This is a genomic window from Sphingomonas corticis, assembly GCF_012035195.1.
Lineage (GTDB): Bacteria > Pseudomonadota > Alphaproteobacteria > Sphingomonadales > Sphingomonadaceae > Sphingomonas > Sphingomonas corticis.
In genome coordinates this window covers 409,153-426,102 of the sequence record NZ_JAAVJH010000003.1, presented here as the reverse complement: position 1 = coordinate 426,102, position 16,950 = coordinate 409,153, and the positions used below count along the sequence as shown (strand labels likewise).

The 16,950-nt window shown below is 68.1% G+C and carries 15 protein-coding genes; 6 read left to right on the top strand and 9 right to left on the bottom strand.

Annotated elements, in window-relative coordinates; all coding sequences use genetic code 11:
* Window positions 1–13 precede the first annotated feature (13 nt).
* A complete protein-coding gene (locus HBH26_RS07085; RefSeq protein WP_168133874.1) occupies window positions 14–463 on the top strand; it encodes a hypothetical protein in 450 nt (149 codons plus the stop codon).
* Window positions 464–537: 74 nt separating this feature from the next.
* Here HBH26_RS07085 and HBH26_RS07080 read toward each other — a convergent pair whose 3' ends face one another.
* The 7 genes from HBH26_RS07080 to HBH26_RS07050 form a co-directional block, all read right to left on the bottom strand.
* A complete protein-coding gene (locus HBH26_RS07080) occupies window positions 538–2,361 on the bottom strand; it encodes a calcium-binding protein (RefSeq protein ID WP_168133873.1) in 1,824 nt (607 codons plus the stop codon).
* A gap of 31 nt (window positions 2,362–2,392) precedes the next feature.
* The gene (locus HBH26_RS07075) at window positions 2,393–2,779 is read right to left on the bottom strand and encodes a hypothetical protein (RefSeq protein WP_168133872.1); all 387 of its coding nucleotides are present in this window, start codon (window positions 2,777–2,779) and stop codon (window positions 2,393–2,395) included.
* A 283-nt stretch (window positions 2,780–3,062) separates the two neighbouring features.
* The gene (gene uvrC / locus HBH26_RS07070) at window positions 3,063–4,979 is read right to left on the bottom strand and encodes an excinuclease ABC subunit UvrC (protein WP_168133871.1); all 1,917 of its coding nucleotides are present in this window, start codon (window positions 4,977–4,979) and stop codon (window positions 3,063–3,065) included.
* Window positions 4,980–5,037: 58 nt separating this feature from the next.
* Window positions 5,038–7,722, bottom strand: a complete 2,685-nt coding sequence (metH, locus tag HBH26_RS07065) for a methionine synthase (protein WP_168133870.1) — start codon at window positions 7,720–7,722, stop codon at window positions 5,038–5,040.
* Between the two features lie 147 nt (window positions 7,723–7,869).
* The gene (locus tag HBH26_RS07060; RefSeq protein WP_168133869.1) at window positions 7,870–8,916 is read right to left on the bottom strand and encodes a homocysteine S-methyltransferase family protein; all 1,047 of its coding nucleotides are present in this window, start codon (window positions 8,914–8,916) and stop codon (window positions 7,870–7,872) included.
* A gap of 115 nt (window positions 8,917–9,031) precedes the next feature.
* On the bottom strand, window positions 9,032–9,973 hold the full coding sequence (metF, locus tag HBH26_RS07055) for a methylenetetrahydrofolate reductase [NAD(P)H] (protein WP_168133868.1): 942 nt from the start codon (window positions 9,971–9,973) through the stop codon (window positions 9,032–9,034).
* Window positions 9,970–10,920 carry an ArsR/SmtB family transcription factor gene (locus HBH26_RS07050; protein ID WP_168133867.1) on the bottom strand — a complete coding sequence of 317 codons (951 nt, stop codon included), beginning with the start codon at window positions 10,918–10,920 and terminating at the stop codon, window positions 9,970–9,972. Before HBH26_RS07050 ends, metF begins: the two co-directional genes overlap by 4 nt.
* Before the next feature lie 131 nt (window positions 10,921–11,051).
* Between HBH26_RS07050 and HBH26_RS07045 the strand changes: the two genes are divergently transcribed.
* Genes HBH26_RS07045 through HBH26_RS07035 form a run of 3 tightly spaced genes read left to right on the top strand, consistent with a single transcriptional unit; the run spans window position 11,052 to window position 12,486 of the window.
* Window positions 11,052–11,342, top strand: a complete 291-nt coding sequence (locus HBH26_RS07045) for a hypothetical protein (RefSeq protein ID WP_168133866.1) — start codon at window positions 11,052–11,054, stop codon at window positions 11,340–11,342.
* Complete coding sequence (locus HBH26_RS07040) at window positions 11,342–11,533, top strand: hypothetical protein (RefSeq protein ID WP_209308372.1); 192 nt, start codon at window positions 11,342–11,344, stop codon at window positions 11,531–11,533. Before HBH26_RS07045 ends, HBH26_RS07040 begins: the two co-directional genes overlap by 1 nt.
* Entirely contained in the window at window positions 11,530–12,486 is a 957-nt protein-coding gene (locus tag HBH26_RS07035; RefSeq protein WP_168133865.1) for an aldo/keto reductase, read from the top strand. Before HBH26_RS07040 ends, HBH26_RS07035 begins: the two co-directional genes overlap by 4 nt.
* Before the next feature lie 55 nt (window positions 12,487–12,541).
* On the opposite strand, the gene HBH26_RS07030 is transcribed toward HBH26_RS07035, so the two are convergent.
* Together HBH26_RS07030 and HBH26_RS07025 are read right to left on the bottom strand one after the other, a co-directional pair.
* Window positions 12,542–13,207, bottom strand: coding sequence for a DUF2490 domain-containing protein (locus tag HBH26_RS07030; protein WP_168133864.1), 666 nt, complete (start codon window positions 13,205–13,207; stop codon window positions 12,542–12,544).
* A gap of 70 nt (window positions 13,208–13,277) precedes the next feature.
* Window positions 13,278–14,660: a helix-turn-helix domain-containing protein gene (locus tag HBH26_RS07025; RefSeq protein ID WP_168133863.1), complete on the bottom strand. Its 1,383-nt coding sequence runs from the start codon at window positions 14,658–14,660 to the stop codon at window positions 13,278–13,280.
* A gap of 142 nt (window positions 14,661–14,802) precedes the next feature.
* On the opposite strand from HBH26_RS07025, the gene HBH26_RS07020 reads away from it, so the two are divergent.
* Both HBH26_RS07020 and HBH26_RS07015 read left to right on the top strand, forming a co-directional pair.
* Complete coding sequence (locus HBH26_RS07020) at window positions 14,803–14,958, top strand: hypothetical protein (protein ID WP_168133862.1); 156 nt, start codon at window positions 14,803–14,805, stop codon at window positions 14,956–14,958.
* 167 nt (window positions 14,959–15,125) lie between these two features.
* Complete coding sequence (locus HBH26_RS07015; protein WP_168133861.1) at window positions 15,126–16,721, top strand: isocitrate lyase; 1,596 nt, start codon at window positions 15,126–15,128, stop codon at window positions 16,719–16,721.
* Window positions 16,722–16,950 lie beyond the last annotated feature (229 nt).

Genomic DNA, 16,950 nt, shown 5'->3' with positions numbered 1-16,950 from the left:
GAGGGGATGGCGGATGCTCGTGTTCGATCAGTTCGACGGTGACGACACCGCGCTGGCGTGGCGCCAGCGCGACGTGACCGCCGCCGCACTCGCGCTGATCGTCGCCACGGGCGAGCAGCATTACCGCAACGCGTGCCGCATCGCGGGCCGTCCGGCGGAGGACTGGCCCGAGCCGGGCGCGCTCCACGCGCTCCAGCCCGCGCACGACGTGCTGGCCGCGGCGTGGCGCTGGGAGGTGTCGCCGCCCGCGCACCCGCGGCTCGGCTTCGATCCCGCCCCGCGCGCGGTGGATGCGGCGGACTGGCTGCGCTGGCTGGCGGCGGAGCTGCGCGGGTGGCACGACGATCCCGAGCTGATCCTGTCCACGCTGGCGCTGCTGCGCGAGACCGATCCGGACGCGGGGCGGCGGATGGCGCAGGTGCTGCGCGACCGGCACGCGTCGGTGCCGTGGCATGGGGAGTAGGGACGGACGGCGAGTGAAAACCGCACCATGTCGTCTCGTCGGCCCGCTTTAAGGAAACTGGCGATCAATCGCGATCAAACCACACCGAAGTCTGCGAACGTAGTGTAACCGTTCGGATTTTCGTAACCAATCAGTGGTTCATAATAGGAATTGTAATCGGCTGCATATTGGAGATAGTAGTTGGTCACCTCGACGATCAACGACACGTCGAACGGTAGATCGGTGTTGGTCCGGACGCTGAATTGCAGGTTGTTGAACCTGATTTGGTCCGGGCCGTTGGTCATGACGACGTGGCCGTCGACCGTCCACCATGACACGTCCGGGTCGCCGCTAATGAAATCGGCGGTCCATTCATAGAGGTCCACCACTACCGACCACGCCGACTTCGCGATCGACGATGCCAAGATCAATTCCGAATTAGGCGAGGCCACATTGACGATGTCATACCCATCCCCCGTCTCGAGACCGACCGAGCTGTACGATCCGGTCACATTGATGACGTCGTCGCCGGTGCCGCCGCCGATCCGGCTGGCGTTCGTCGCGACGATCGTGTCCGATCCGGCACCGCCATACAGCTCGCCCGCGTTGACGGCATAGATCACGTCGTCGCCGTCACCACCGTCCACAAGTGAATCGTCCTCGACGACGAACGTATCGTCGCCCGCACCGCCGTACAGCAGATCGGAACCCTCGCCGCCGATGAGATGATCCGCGCCGGCGCCGCCGTGCAATTCGTCGCCGGCCTCACCGCCATCAAGCGTCATGCCTGCATCGTTGGCGTAGATGATGTCGCTGTAGGCCGAGCCGATGATGCGCTCGATGCCGTCGAGAAGGTCGCCCGTTGCGGAGTTGTCGGTCGCGTCGCCTAGCAGCGTGCTGCCGCTCCCCCGAACGATCTCGATATGGTTGCTTCGGCTGTAATCGACCGTATCGTATCCGTCGCCACCACGGATCGTGTCGCCGCCGTCGTAATCGTCGACGTAGATCGTGTCGTCCCCGCCCTCGCCACGCAGGACGTCCTGCCCCTCACCGCCGTAGAGATGATCGCTGCCGTCACCACCGTAGAGGCGATCGTCGCCCGCCTCGCCATGCAACCGATCGGCGCCGCCGTTGCCGCGAAGTTCGTCGTGCCCGGTGCCTCCCCAAAAATGATCGGTCCCGCCCGAACCCTTCATCGTGTCGTCGCCCGTAAAGCCGAAGGCGAGCACGTCCGGGTTGGAGGTATAAGCGGAGAAGTCGATGTCGTTATCGATCTGCGAAGTCGCCTGATCGCCGAGGCGCACGATGGAGACGATCTGATCGTTCGAGAAGGACTCGGTCAGATCGTAATCGGCGAACCGGGAATCGCCTTCGCGGAAAGTGCCGAGGTAGGATAGCCGCTTCGTCGATATGCCCAGTTCGTCGCTGACCTGATGCTCGTAGCGGAGGTTGTCGCCGACATGGTCGAAGGTGGCCGTATTCATCAGAGCATCGCTCGTGGCGCCGTTCGGCAGATCGGAGGCCACGTCGAGGCGACCGGTCGAATGGGAGAGTTCGTGGGCGAAGACGACCCTCGTTTCCACGGAGAATGACCGACCGGTCTCGTCGAAGGCGAGGAAATTCACCGATGGATCGAACAGCATGTACGACGCATTGAAATTATTTCTGAAATTCTCCGGTATCCAAGCGGCGGGATAGTCCGGTGACAGCCCGATCCGCAGCCCGCCTGCACTGCCGATCGCGTCGAGGATAGGCGCGATCGTTAAAGACGCATTGTTGTACAAATTCGTTGCCAGCTGTGCGATCGTGTTCTGAAAACTCACGGCTGCACTGGCCTCCAGATTGCTTGGACTAAAATCAGGATGAATCAGCCAGAAATCATTTCCCCAATATTTAATGTCGTTCAGAATACTGAACATGTCATCCTCCTCACAACAAATCCGATTCAACCTACATTAATCTTTTAACGATTTTTCTCTCGACATACCTTGTATATCCCTTCGACTCATACCTCAAGAATAGCATTCCACGAAACCTACAAAGATATTTAGGATCACCTCCGTTTATTATAATCGAGTTATTAGAAACTATGTAATTTAGTGTTCCTGGAAGACCAAGGCTGTGATATATGGTTACCTTAGTCGATGATATGAAATAATAGGATACTGAGAATTTCCCTCCTGCATCATATATACTGATCTCCGCGTTGGAGATGGCTTCCACGATCTCCGCGCTGGTCAGATTGACGCAAGCGGCGGGGCTGGGCGGTTCGGGCGGGAGGCCCGCCATTTGTGCCGCGGCCAGAAAGGGGGCCGATGCCAAGGTTGCAAGAAGCATGTCGTTCCTCCCCGGATGCGATCCGCATCATGTGCCGTCATATGTTGACAGAATATCGCGCCACTCGGTTCTTACAATATCAACCAGATCGTCCACCGCGCCCATGAAGAGGCGAAGCGTCGCAGCGATGGCGATACTTCACCCGATCCCTTTTCCGTCAAGGACTTGGTGGCGGCGTGACATCGCGGGCATCATCGATCTTCCCCGAGACTTGTACCGTCGGGAGACGATCGGGCGTGTCCGTCACCAAAGACCGGCCGAAACTTGCCGGCCGCCCCGCCCGTCACTTCGCGTGGTAGAAGTCGTACACCTGCTGCGCCACCGCGGCCGACACGCCCGGGGCCTTGCGCAGGTCCTCCAGGCTGGCGTTGCGCACCGCGCGGCCGGTGCCGAAGTGCATCAGCAGCGCCTTCTTGCGCGCCGGGCCGATGCCGGGCACCTCGTCCAGCGGCGACGCGCCCATCGCCTTCGCGCGCTTGGCGCGGTGCGCGCCGATGGCGAAGCGGTGCACCTCGTCGCGCAGGCGTTGCAGGTAGAACAACAGCGGCGAGTTGACCGGCAGCGTCAGCTCGCGCCCGTCCATCAGGTGGAACACCTCGCGCCCCTCGCGCCCGTGGTGCGGGCCCTTGGCGACACCGACGAGGCACACGTCCTCGATGCCCAGGTCCTCCAGCACCGCCTTCGCCGCGTTCAGCTGCCCGCGCCCGCCGTCCAGCAGGACGAGATCGGGCCACTCGCCGCCGTCGCGGTCGGGATCCTCCTCCAGCGCGCGACTGAAGCGGCGGGTCAGTACCTCGCGCATCATCGCGAAATCGTCGTCGGTCGCGGCCGACTTGATGTTGAACTTGCGGTACTGGCCCTTGCGGAACCCCTCCGGCCCGGCGACCACCATCGCGCCCAGCGCGTTCGTGCCCTGGATGTGGCTGTTGTCGTACACCTCGATCCGCTGCGGCGGCTCCGCCAGCTCGAACAGGTCGGCGACCTCTCGGTTCAGCTTCGCCTGCGTGGTCGATTCGGCCAGCCGCCGCTCCAGCGCCTCCTGCGCGTTGCGCTTCGCCTGGTCGAGCAGGCGGCGGCGGGTGCCGCGCTGCGGCACCTCCAGCGAGACCTTGCGCCCCGCCTGCGTCGACATCGCCTGTTGCAGCACCTCCGCCTCCGCCAGCTGGCGGTCGACGAACACGGTGCGCGCGGGCGGCACCTCCTCGTAGAATTGCACGAGGAACTGGGTCAGCACCTCGTCCTCCTCCACGCCGACGGTGTGCGCGGGGAAGAAGCTGCGATGGCCCCAATTTTGTCCGCCGCGGATGAAGAACGCCTCGATGCCGATCAGCCCCTCGTGGCACGCCATCGCGAAGATGTCGGCGTCGCCCACCCCTTCGGCGTTGATGAACTGCGTCCCCTGGATGAAGGTGAGCGCCTTCAACCGGTCGCGCAGCACCGCCGCGCGCTCGAAGTCCATGCCCTCGGCCGCGGCGGTCATCTCCGCGCCCAGCTTGGCCTGCACGTCGGTGGTCTTGCCGGCGAGGAACTTCTTCGCGTCGGCGACCAGCTCGGCATAGCCGGCGTCGTCGATGCGGCCGACGCACGGCGCGGAGCAGCGCTTGATCTGAAAGAGCAGGCACGGGCGGTCGCGCGTCTTGAAGAAGCCGTCGGTGCACGAGCGGAGCAGGAACAGCTTCTGCAAGGCGTTCAGCGTGTTGTTGACGCTGCCCGCGCTGGCGAAGGGGCCGTAGTAATCGCCCTTCGCGCGGCGCGCGCCGCGGTGCTTCTGGATGCGCGGGAACTGGTGGTCGGCGCGCAGCAGGATGAAGGGGAACGATTTGTCGTCGCGCAGCAGCACGTTGTACGGCGGCCGATAGCGCTTGATGAGCTGCGCCTCCAGCAGCAGCGCCTCGGCCTCGTTGTTGGTGGTGACGATCGTCATCGACCGCGTCTGCGCGACCATCCGCTGCAATCGCTTGGACAGCCGGTCGACCTGCACGTAATTGCCGACCCGGTTCTTCAGCGCGCGTGCCTTGCCGACGTAGAGCACGTCACCCTTGGCATCGTGCATCCGGTACACGCCGGGCTTCAGCGGCAAGGTCTTCAGCACGTTGCGGATCGCCGCCACGCCCGCGTTCAGATCGGGCGCGTCGGAACCGCGGACGGTGTAGGTGGCGGCTTCCTCGTTGAAGCGCGTGGGCGGGCCGTAGCCGGACATGCCGCCCATCTAGGGTGCGGCGGACTCGGCGGCAACGGCACCGATCAATGCGAGCGGATCAATCCAGGTTCGGCCGCAGCAGCCTCGTTGCGCGCTCCAGGTCCACCCCGGCGCGGGCGGCATAGTCCGCCACCTGATCCTCGCCGATGCGCGCGACACCGAAATACTCCGCCTGCGCGTGGCCGAAGTAGAAGCCGCTGACCGCCGCCGTCGGCAGCATGGCGAAGCTCTCCGTCAGCTCCAGCCCCACGTTCGCCTCCGCGTCGAGGAGGTCGAACAGCGTGCGCTTCAGCGAGTGTTCGGGACAGGCGGGATAGCCCGGAGCCGGACGGATGCCGCGATACTGCTCCCGTATCAGCGCGTCGTTGGTCAGCTGCTCGTCGGGCGCGTAGCCCCACAGCTCGCGGCGGACGTGCGCGTGGAGCGCCTCGGCGAACGCCTCCGCGAGCCGGTCCGCCAGCGCCTTCAGCAGGATGTCGTTATAGTCGTCGTGCGCCGCCCTGTAGCGCGCGAGGTGCGCGTCGATGCCGTGGATGCCGACGGCGAAGCCGCCGATCCAGTCGCCCGCGGGGTCGATGAAGTCGGCCAGGCACATGTTCGCGCGCCCTTCCCGCTTGGCGATCTGCTGCCGCAGGAAGGGGAGCCGCGTGGAATGCTCGTTGCGGCGGTCGAGGTCGGGCAGGCGGAAGCCTTCCGGCACGCTGCCGCCGTCGGGCGTCCGCCGGTCGACGCTGTGCCGGTCGTGGACCCACACGTCGTCGTCGTGGCGATGGCACGGCCACAGCCCGGCGATCCCGCGCGCGGTCAGCCATTTCTCCGAAACGATGCGCTCCAGCATGGCGCGCGCGTCGGCGTAGAGGCCGGTGGCGCTCTCGCCCACCACCGCGTCGTCGAGGATCGCGGGGAAATTGCCGGCGAGTTCCCAGGCGCGGAAGAACGGCGTCCAGTCGATGTGCTCGACCAGGTCGGCGAGCGGCCAGTCGTCGAACACGTGCACCCCTGGCTTCGCAGGCGCAGGCGCCTTCAGCGCCATATCGGCGACGAAGCCGCGCTGGCGTGCCACGTCGAGCGGCAGCAGCGCGTTCTGCCCCTTGCCCTCGCGCGCGTCGCGCACCGCCTGATATTCGGCGGCGACCTTCACGACGTAATCGTCGCGCTGCGTGTCGCTGACCAGGGTCGTCGCCACGCCGACCGCGCGGCTGGCGTCCAGCACGTGCACCACCGGCCCGGTGTACGCGGGTGCGATGCGCAGCGCGGTGTGCACCTTGGACGTGGTCGCGCCGCCGATCAGCAGCGGCATCGTCATCCCCGCGCGCTGCATCTCCTCGCCCACCGTCACCATCTCGTCCAGCGAGGGCGTGATGAGGCCGGACAGGCCGATCATGTCCGCGTCGTTCTCGTTCGCCGCCTCCAGGATGCGCGACCAGGGGACCATGACGCCCAGGTCGATCACCTCGAACCCGTTGCACTGGAGCACGACGCCGACGATGTTCTTGCCGATGTCGTGGACGTCGCCCTTCACGGTCGCCATCACGACCTTGCCCTTGCCCTTCGCGCCCGGCTCCTTCGCCGCCTCGATGAAGGGGAGCAGGTGCGCCACCGCCTTCTTCATGACGCGCGCCGACTTCACGACCTGCGGCAGGAACATCTTGCCGCTGCCGAACAGGTCGCCGACGACGTTCATGCCGTCCATCAGCGGTCCCTCGATCACCTCGATCGGCCGCCCGCCGCGGCCGGCGACCTGCTGGCGCAACTCCTCCGTATCCTCGACGACGTGCGCGTCGATGCCCTTCACCAGCGCATATTCCAGCCGCTTCGTCACCTCCAGCCCGCGCCATTCGGCGGCCTGCTTCTCCGCCACCGCGTCGGTGCCGCGATATCTCTCGGCCAGCGCGACCAGCCGGTCGCCCGCCTCGGGATCGCGGTTGAGCACCACGTCCTCGCACGCGGTGCGCAGTTCGGGGTCGATCTGGTCGTAGACGTCGAGCTGGCCGGCGTTGACGATCGCCATGTCCATGCCCGCGGGGATGGCGTGGTACAGGAACACCGAGTGCATCGCGCGGCGGACCGGCTCGTTGCCGCGGAAGCTGAACGACAGGTTCGACAGCCCGCCGGAGATGTGGACGTGCGGGCAGCGCGCCTTGATCTCGCGCGTCGCCTCGATGAAGTCGACGCCGTAATTGTTGTGCTCCTCGATCCCGGTCGCGACGGCGAAGACGTTGGGATCGAAGATGATGTCTTCGGGCGGGAAGCCGATGCCGGTCAGCAGCCTGTACGCGCGCTCGCAGATCTCGACCTTGCGCGCCTGCGTGTCGGCCTGCCCCAGCTCGTCGAACGCCATGACGACCACGGCCGCGCCGTAGTTCATGCAGATGCGGGCGTGCTTCAGGAAGGCCTCCTCGCCCTCCTTCATGCTGATCGAATTGACGATCGGCTTGCCGCTGACGCATTTCAGCCCCGCCTCGATCACGTCCCACTTGGAGCTGTCGATCATCACCGGGACGCGCGCGATGTCGGGCTCGGCGGCGATCAGCTTCAGGAAGGTCGTCATCGCCGCGTGCGCGTCGAGCAGGCCCTCGTCCATGTTGACGTCGATCACCTGTGCGCCATTCTCCACCTGGCTGCGCGCGACCTCCACCGCGCGGGTGTAGTCGCCCGCCATGATGAGCTTCTTGAAAGCGGCGGAACCGGTGACGTTGGTGCGCTCGCCGACGTTGACGAAGTGGGTGGAGGAAGTGGTCATTCTTCTTTCTCTATCCTCCCCGGCGCGGGGAGGGGGACCAGCCGCAGGCTGGTGGAGGGGGTTCTCCGCTAGCGCGTCACCAGGTGGAGAACCCCCTCCACCCCTCGCCTTCGGCGAGCGGTCCCCCTCCCCGTCCGGGGAGGATATTCACGCCGCCATCGTGAACGGCTCCAGCCCGGCCAGCCGCGTGCGCACCGCCGGCGTGGGGATCGCGCGCGGCGGCAGGCCCTTCACCGCTTCGGCGATCGCCTTGATGTGCGCGGGCGTCGATCCGCAGCAGCCGCCCAGCACGTTCACCTGCCCCGCCACCGCCCATTCGCCGACCAGCCCCGCCGTGGTCGCCGGCGCCTCGTCATAGGCGCCCAGCTCGTTGGGCAGGCCGGCATTGGGATAGACCATGATGAGCGTGTCGCAGATCTCGCTCAGCGTCTTCACGTGCGGGCGCAGCTGCTCCGCACCGAACGAGCAGTTCAGGCCGATCGTCAGCGGACGCGCGTGGCGCACCGCGTGCCAGAACGCCTCCACCGTGTGGCCGGACAGGTTGCGGCCCGACAGGTCGGTCAGCGTCATCGACAGCATGATCGGCAGGTCGCGGCCCAGCGCCTCGCCCGCCTCGATCGCGGCCATGATTCCCGCCTTGGCGTTCAGCGTGTCGAACACCGTCTCGATCAGGATGAAGTCCGCGCCGCCCTCGACCAGCGCGTCGGTCTGCTCCCTGTACACCTGCTTCAGATAGTCGAAGTCGATCTCGCGATAGCCGGGATCGTTGACGTCGGGCGACAGCGACAGCGTCTTGTTCGTCGGCCCGATCGCGCCGGCGACGAAGCGGGGGCGGCCGTCCCTCCCCTGGAATTCGTCGGCGATGCGACGGGCGAGCGCGGCGCTCTCGACGTTGATCTCCCGCACCAGGCTCTCCGCCCCGTAATCGGCCTGGCTGATGCGGTTGGCGGAGAAGGTGTTCGTCTCCGCGATGTCGGCCCCCGCCTCGAAATACGCGCGGTGGATCGCCTCGGGCACCTCGGGCTTGGTCAGCGCGAGAATGTCGTTGTTGCCCTTCTGATCGTGGCCCAGCGCCAGCGAGCCGGCGTAATCGGCCTCGGAGAGCTTCCAGTTCTGGATCTCGGTGCCGAAGGCGCCGTCGGTGACGAGGATGCGCTTCGCCGCTTCGGCCTTGAACGTTTCGCGAGGGGTCATCTGCAATCTCCCCCCTCCCGCTTGCGGGAGGGGTCGGGGGAGGGCCTGTCTCGATCGCATCCGCCTAGAGGAGACAGGCCCTCCCCTAGCCCCTCCCGCGAGCGGGAGGGGAATGTCAGGCCGCCGCCTTGGCCTCTCCCTGCCCGGCGCGCACGCCGAGCAGGTGGCAGATCGCGAAGCTCAGCTCGGCGCGGTTCATCGTGTAGAAGTGGAATTGCTTCACGCCGCCTGCGTACAGCTTGCGGCACAATTCCGCCGCCACCGTCGCCGACACCAGCTGTCGCGCCGCGGGATGATCGTCCAGCCCGGCGAACAGTCGCGCCAACCACGCCGGCACGTCGGTGGCGCACATCGCCGCCATCTTCCTGACCCCGGCGAAGCTGGCGATCGGCATGATCCCCGGCACGATCTCCGCGTCGATCCCCGCCGCCGCCGCGGCGTCGCGGTAGCGGAAGAAGGTCTCGGGCTCGAAGAAGAATTGCGTGATCGCGCGGTTGGCGCCCGCGTCCAGCTTCCGCTTCAGATTGTCGAGGTCGGCGACCTGGTCCGAGGAATCGGGGTGGCATTCGGGATAGCCCGCCACCGATATCTCGAACGGATGCAGCCGGCGCAATCCCGCCACCAGCGCGGCGGCATTCTCGTAGCCGCCGGGATGCGGCGCATAGGCCGTCGCGCCCGCCGGCGCGTCGCCGCGCAGCGCGACGATGTGGCGCACCCCCGCGGCCCAATATTCTTCCGCAATGGCGTCGATTTCCGCGCGCGTCGCCTCCACGCAGGTGAGGTGCGCCGCGGCCGGCACCTGCGTCTCGCGCGCGATCCGCGCCACCGTGGCGTGGGTGCGGTCGCGCGTGGAGCCGCCCGCGCCGTAGGTGACGGAAAGGAAGCGCGGGTTCAGCGGCGCGAGCGTCTCGATCGACTGCCACAGCACCTCCTCCGCCTTCTCGCTCTTGGGGGGGGAGAATTCGAAGCTGACCGCCACGTCGCCGCCGACGTCGGCGTAGAGCGGCCCGTCCAGCGCGCGCGCCGCCTCGGTCATTTCCTGCACCGACAAGGTCATGCCGCCTTCACCTCTCTCAGCGGCGCGCCGTGCTTGCGCGCGAGCCACAATTTCACCGTCAGTTCGCCGCCCTCGAGCGTGTCCACCCGCGCCGGCCGCAGCCCCGCGCTCGCGAACCAGGTCTCGATCTGCGCGTCGGAGAAGCCGAGCCGGGTGTGCGCGTCCTTCGCGCGCAGCTCCTCGCGATCGTGCGGGGCGAAGTCGGCGATCAGCAGCCGCCCGCCGGGGCCGAGCACGCGCGCCGCCTCCGCGATGGCGGCGCCGGGCTGCTGCGCGAAATGAAGCACGTGATGGATGATGGCCACGTCCGCCGCGCCGTCCGCCATCGGCAGCGCGTAGAGATCGGCCTGGCGCAGCTCCGCGTTGGCGAGCCCCTGCTGCCCGATCTTCGCACGGGCGAGGCGCAGCATCTCCGACGAGCGGTCGATGCCCAGCGCGTGGGTGGCGCGCGCGGCGAACAGCTCGATCATGCGCCCGGTGCCGGTGCCGATGTCGATCAGCCGGCCGATCGGCTGGTCCTCCAGTGCGCGGATCATCGCCGCCTCCACCTGGTCCTCGGCGATGTGGAGCGAGCGGATCGCGTCCCACTCGCCCGCGTGCGTCTCGAACCAGCCCGCGGCCGCCGCCGCGCGGTCGGCGCGCACCGCGGCGAGCCGGGCGGCGTCCGCCGCCGTCTCCCGCTCCTCGCCCCAGGCGTCGAGTGCGGCGAGCACGGGGGCGACGCGCGCGGGATCGCCCAGCGCCACGAACACCCAGCTGCCTTCCTTGCGACGCTCCGTCAGGCCCGCATCGGCCAGGATCTTGACGTGGCGCGACACGCGCGGCTGGCTCTGCCCCAGCACCTGCGCCAGCTCGCCCACCGACAATTCCATCGCGCGCAGCAGCGCGACGATGCGCAGGCGGGACGGGTCCGCCAATGCCTGAAAGATGTCGAGTGCCGCCGCCATGCGATCAAGATATAAAGATATCTTTATATGCGGTCAACGGCCACCCCTGCCCGCGCCGGACCTTTCCGCAGCCTTGCTTCGTTAAGTGGCCCGCTGGCAAGCGTTCCAGCTGCGTAACGGGGAGATGACCTATGAAGATCGCCACCACCATCGGCCTCGCGCTCGCCGCGGCGCTGTCCACCGCGGCGTGCAGCGAGCGCGCGCAGGACGAGAGCGCGCAGGCCGGCAACGTGATCGCCGCCGATACCGCCGCCACCGCGGAGAACGCCTCGCGCGATGTCGAGGCCGCGACCGACGACGCGCTGGCGGGGGCGGAGAATTCGCTCGACCGCGCGGGCCGCTCGATCGACAACGCCGCGGACGATGCCGCCGATGCCACCGGCAACGCGCTGACCCGCGCCGGCAACGCGATCCGCGACTGATGCGGACGGGACGGCGGGGCGGCGGCACGGTCGCGGCCCTGCTTCTCCTGGCGGCCTGCTCGGGCGGCGACGACCCGCCCGGCGGGCTGACGCGGGACGAGGAACGGCAGCTGAACGACGCCGCGGCCATGCTGGACGCGAACAGCGTCTCGCTCGACGACGTGACCGACAACGGGACCGACCCACGATGACCGATACGCCGCGCCGCCGCCTGGGCGCCACCGACCTGAAGATCACGCCGCTGGTGCTGGGCGGCAACGTCTTCGGCTGGACTGCGGATCGCGACGCCAGCTTCGCCGTGCTGGACGCCTTCGTCGGGGGCGGCGGCACGATGATCGACACCGCCGACGTCTATTCCGCCTGGGTGCCGGGGCATCGCGGCGGCGAATCGGAGAGCATGATCGGCGAGTGGCTGGCGCGCAGCGGGCGGCGCGACGACGTGCTGATCGCGACCAAGGTGGGGATGCTGCCCGGCGAGGGCGGCGAGAAGCTGGCACCGGCGCGCATCGCCGCGGCCTGCGACGCCTCGCTACGGCGGCTCGGCACCGACCGGATCGACCTCTACTATGCGCACCAGGACGACGAGGCGGTGCCGCAGGAGGCGGTACTGGAGGCGTTCGCGCGGCTGGTGGAGGCGGGCAAGGTCCGCGTGCTGGGCGCGTCCAACTTCCACGCCGCGCGGCTCAAGAGCGCCAACGAGGCGGCACGCGCCGCCGGCCTGCCCCGCTACGACGTGCTGCAGCCCGAGTACAACCTGGTCAGCCGGCACAGGTTCGAGGGCGAGTTGCAGGACCATTGCGTCGAGCACAACGTGGGCGTCCTGCCCTATTACGGGCTCGCCAGCGGGTTCCTGACCGGCAAGTACCGCTCGCGCGACGACCTGTCGCAGAGCGTGCGCGGCGGGCGGATGGGCGACCTCCTCGAGGGCAAGGGCAGGACCGTGCTCGACGCGATGGACGCGGTGGTGGCGGAGACCGGCGCGACCCACGCGCAGGTCGCGCTGGCATGGCTGACCGCGCAGGCCGGCGTCACCGCGCCGATCGCGAGCGCGACGTCGGTGAAGCAGGTCGAAGACCTGCTGGGCGCGATGACGCTGGAACTGAGCGCGGAGCAGCTGGGACGGCTGACCGACGCGGGGGCGTGATCGCCCTCACCCTTTTCATCGGCTGCGCCGATGGGAAGGGTGGTGGTGACGCCGATCAATGCCGCAGGAACAGCGACACCGAGAGCACGTGGTTCATCCGCGATGCCGGCCCTGCGCGATCGACGATCTGGTTGAGATATCCCGCCTCGATCGTCGACGTGCCCTTCAGCCCCAGCTCCACGCCGACGAAGGTGCGCAGCTGGTCGAAGCCGGAGCGCGGGCGCCAGTCGGGTTCGTTGAGCGCGACGAACGCCTCCACCGAGGCCATCGGCGCCAGCTTTCTGGCGACCGGATATTCGTAGCGCAGCATCTGCCGCAGCCGCCACTGCATGTCGCGCCCGTCGGTTCGCCAGCGCTGCTCCAGCCGGGTGCGCGACTGAAGCTCGCCGGGCAGGTCGCGCACGAACAGCGTCGCCTGCTGGAACAATCGCTCCTCGTTCTCGCCCGCCGCGGGCTCCTCGACATGGGCGTAGCCGAGGTAGAGTTGCAGGTTCGGGGTCGCCTGCACGCCGATGGCGGGGCGCAGCAGCAGCTGCTCCACGTCCTCGGCATCGCGGCCGACGCGCGGCTGCACCTCGGCGAAGTAGATCAGTTTGCCCGCGATCGGGCCGGTCGCGGTCAGGTTCACCCAGGTGCTGAGGTCGTGGTCGACCTGCGCCGCCGCCGGGGTGGCGAGCGCCAACGCGGCGGCGAGCGTCAGAAGATGACGGATCGGTGACATGCGCGCGGCCTTCGCCGCGCCCCGGCGTGGTGTAAAGCGTGCGGCGGCGGGCAGAAACACTCGCTCACATTCAGTCGCCGGCGAAGGCGATCGCGCTGACCCCGCGCTCGCGCTCGTTCACCACCCAGGCGCGACCCGCCGGCGGTGCCGCGCGCTGCGGGCAGGCGGGACGCAGGCAGCGGCGGCAACCGAGCCCGATCGGCGTCGCCAGCCCGGCGAGATCCAGCCCGCGCGCGGCGGCGAGCGGCCCCGCCAGCCCCGCCTCCACGCCCAGTCCCACGGCGAACTCCGCCGCCACCAGGCCGTAGCGCCGCCCCTGCGGCGACACCGTGCGCGCCATCGTCAGGAAGCGGGCATTGTCCTCCAGCTCCACCAGCTGCACCGCCAGCGTCCCCGGCCGGTCGAAGGCGTGGTGCAGCCGCCACAGCGGGCAGCGCGCATCCGCCTCCACCAGCGCGGCACCGCTCGCCCCGGCGTAGCGCTTCGACGCGACGCCGGCGCGGTCGACGCGGACCATGAAGAAGGGCAGCCCGCGCGCGCCGACGCGGCTCAGCGTCGTCAGACGGTGCGCCACCTGCTCGAACCCGGCGCCGAAGCGGCGTTGCAGCAGCTCGATGTCGTAGCCCGTCGTCTCGCACGCACGCAGGAACCGTGCGTAGGGCATCATCACCGCCGCCGCGAAATAGCCGCACAGGTGCCGCCGGTAGAGCCGCTCGGCGGTGCGATCGGCGAAGCCGGCGCCGCGGGCCAGCGCCTCCACCTCCTCGCGCGCCTCGATCTGCGCCAGCTGGAACGCGGCGGCGAAGGTGCGGCTGGCGGGGTCGAGCAGTTCGGAAAGTTGCAGCTGCCGCGCGTGGAGGTCGAGCCGGCGGAGCGCGTCGGGCATCACCTCGGCAGGCAGCACGCGGATGGCGAGCTGGTGGCGGGTGCGCAGCCGCTCCGCGATCGCGCCGTAAAGGTCGCCCGCGCCGAGCCGCAGCTCGTCCGCCAGCGCCTCCGCCGCGGCGTCGAGATCGGCGAAATGGTTGCGCCAGCGCTCGATCTCGCGCCGGACCGCGGCGACGGGATCGTCGTCGGCTGGGGCCGCCCCCCCCGACCCGCCGCGGTCGTAGGCGCGCGCGAACGCCTCCGCGCCGGACGGGGCGGCGGCCAGCCACTCTTCCAGCTCGGCGCGGTCGATCTCCAGGTCCGCGAACAGCGGGTCGGCCAGCCGCCGCCGCATCGCCGCCGCGCCGCCGCCCGGCTCCGCGGCGGAGAGCGCGCGCGGATCCAGGTCGAAGGTCTCCGCCAGCCGGACGAGCAGCGTCGCCGACAGGGGGCGCTGGTTGCGCTCGACCAGGTTCAGGTAGCTGGGGCTGATCCCCAGCATCTCCGCCATCGCCGCCTGGCTGAGCGCCAGCCGCCGTCGCAGCCGCCGGACGACGTGCCCGGCCATCAGTTTCTCGCGTACCATGACGCGTCTGTAAAGTATTTACAGCTGCACAACAATGAACCTCGCCCATCGCGACGCGACGACCCTGAAAGCGCGCGAAAGCGCCTGTTCGCGTGAAATCCTGTGAATTAGCTACTGCGCAACGCCAAGCAGGAGCCGCACCATGACCACCGAACCGCAGCGCAGCCGCGCCGTCTTCTCGACCGAGGACTTCGGCCTGATGAAGGAAGCGGTCGCCAATTACGTGAAGCAGATCGCCGACGATCCGCGCTCGTCCAAATTCTCCAACCTCTACCACCGGCTCGGCCGGCTGGGCTGAGTTTCCTGGGGAGGAAAGGGGCCCGCCGGTGACGCAAGCGCCGGCGGGCATTCCCCCGAGACCAACGCCCGTTCGGGCTGAGCGAAGTCGAAGTCCATGCGTCACCCGTGCCCTTCGACTTCGCTCAGGGCGAACGGCGGTGGCGCAAGACCATAGAGGGACCATCCGTGACCTATCAGGATCAGATCGCCGGCGCGGACACGCTGATCCGCGGCCACAACGGCACGTGGGACGGCATCGACGCGGAGGCGGTCGCGCGGATGCGCCTGCAGAACCGCTTCAACACCGGGCTCGACATCGCGAAATACACCGCGGGTATCATGCGGCGCGACATGGCGGCCTATGACGCCGATCCCGCCAACTACACGCAGTCGCTCGGTTGCTGGCACGGCTTCATCGGCCAGCAGAAGCTCATCAGCATCAAGAAGCATTTCGGCAGCACCAAGGGGCGCTACCTCTATCTCTCCGGCTGGATGGTCGCGGCGCTGCGCAGCGACTTCGGCCCGCTGCCCGACCAGTCGATGCACGAGAAGACGAGCGTGCCCGCGCTGATCGAGGAACTGTACACCTTCCTCAAACAGGCCGACGCGCGCGAGCTGGGCATGATGTTCCGCGACCTGGACAAGGCGCGCGAGGCGGGGAACGAGATCGAGGCGCAGCGGCTGATCCACGCGATCGACGGCTATGAGACGCACGTCGTGCCGATCATCGCCGACATCGACGCGGGCTTCGGCAATGCCGAGGCGACCTACCTGCTGGCGAAGAAGATGATCGAGGCGGGCGCCTGCGCGCTGCAGATCGAGAACCAGGTCAGCGACGAGAAGCAGTGCGGGCACCAGGATGGCAAGGTGACGGTGCCGCACGACGACTTCCTCGCCAAGGTGCGCGCCTGCCGCTACGCCTTCCTCGAACTGGGCGTGGAGGACGGCATCATCGTGACGCGCACCGATTCGCTCGGCGCGGGCCTGACGAAGCAGATCGCCTATTCGAAGGAAGCCGGCGACATCGGCGACCAGTACAATGCCTTCCTGGACTGCGAGGAAGTGACCGACCTGACGGCACTGCGCGGCGACGTGGTGATCGAGCGGGACGGCAAGCTGGTGCGGCCCAAGCGGCTGGCGAGCAACCTGTTCCAGTTCCGCGAGGGGACGGGCGCGGACCGCTGCGTGCTGGACTGCATCACCAGCTTGCAGAACGGCGCGGACCTCTTGTGGATCGAGACGGAGAAGCCGCACATCGAACAGATCGCGTCGATGGTGGACCGCATCCGTGAGGTCGTGCCCGACGCGAAGCTGGTGTACAACAATTCGCCCAGCTTCAACTGGACGCTGAACTTCCGCCAGCAGGTGTTCGATGCGTGGGCCGAGGCGGGGAAGGACGTCTCCGCCTATGACCGCGCCAAGCTGATGAGCGTCGATTATGACGCGACGCCGCTGGCGGCGGAGGCGGACGAGAAGATCCGCACGTTCCAGCGCGACGCGGCGGCGCGGGCGGGGATCTTCCACCACCTCATCACGCTGCCGACGTACCACACCGCGGCGCTGTCGACGGACAATCTCGCGAAGGAATATTTCGGCGAGGCCGGGATGCTCGGCTACGTGAAGGGCGTGCAGCGGCAGGAGATCCGCCAGGGCATCGCCTGCGTGAAGCATCAGAACATGAGCGGCAGCGACATCGGGGACGACCACAAGGAATATTTCGCCGGAGAGGCCGCGCTGAAGGCGGGCGGCGTGCACAACACGATGAACCAATTCGCGGCGTGACGCGGGACGGCCGCAGCGACGCTGCGGCCACCTCGCGGCACGCCCGGCCAGCGGCGCGCCCGCGGCGTCTGACGACGCGGGCTTTGCCCGCGGCGGGGCCGAGAAGAAGCACGGAGAGGGTGCAGGGGAAGGAGGCGGGATCAACCCGCCCCTTCCCCTTTTTCGTCTGCACGTGAGACCCCGTTCGTGGCGAGGAGGGGCTGAGCGAAGTCGAAGCGGCTCCTCAGGA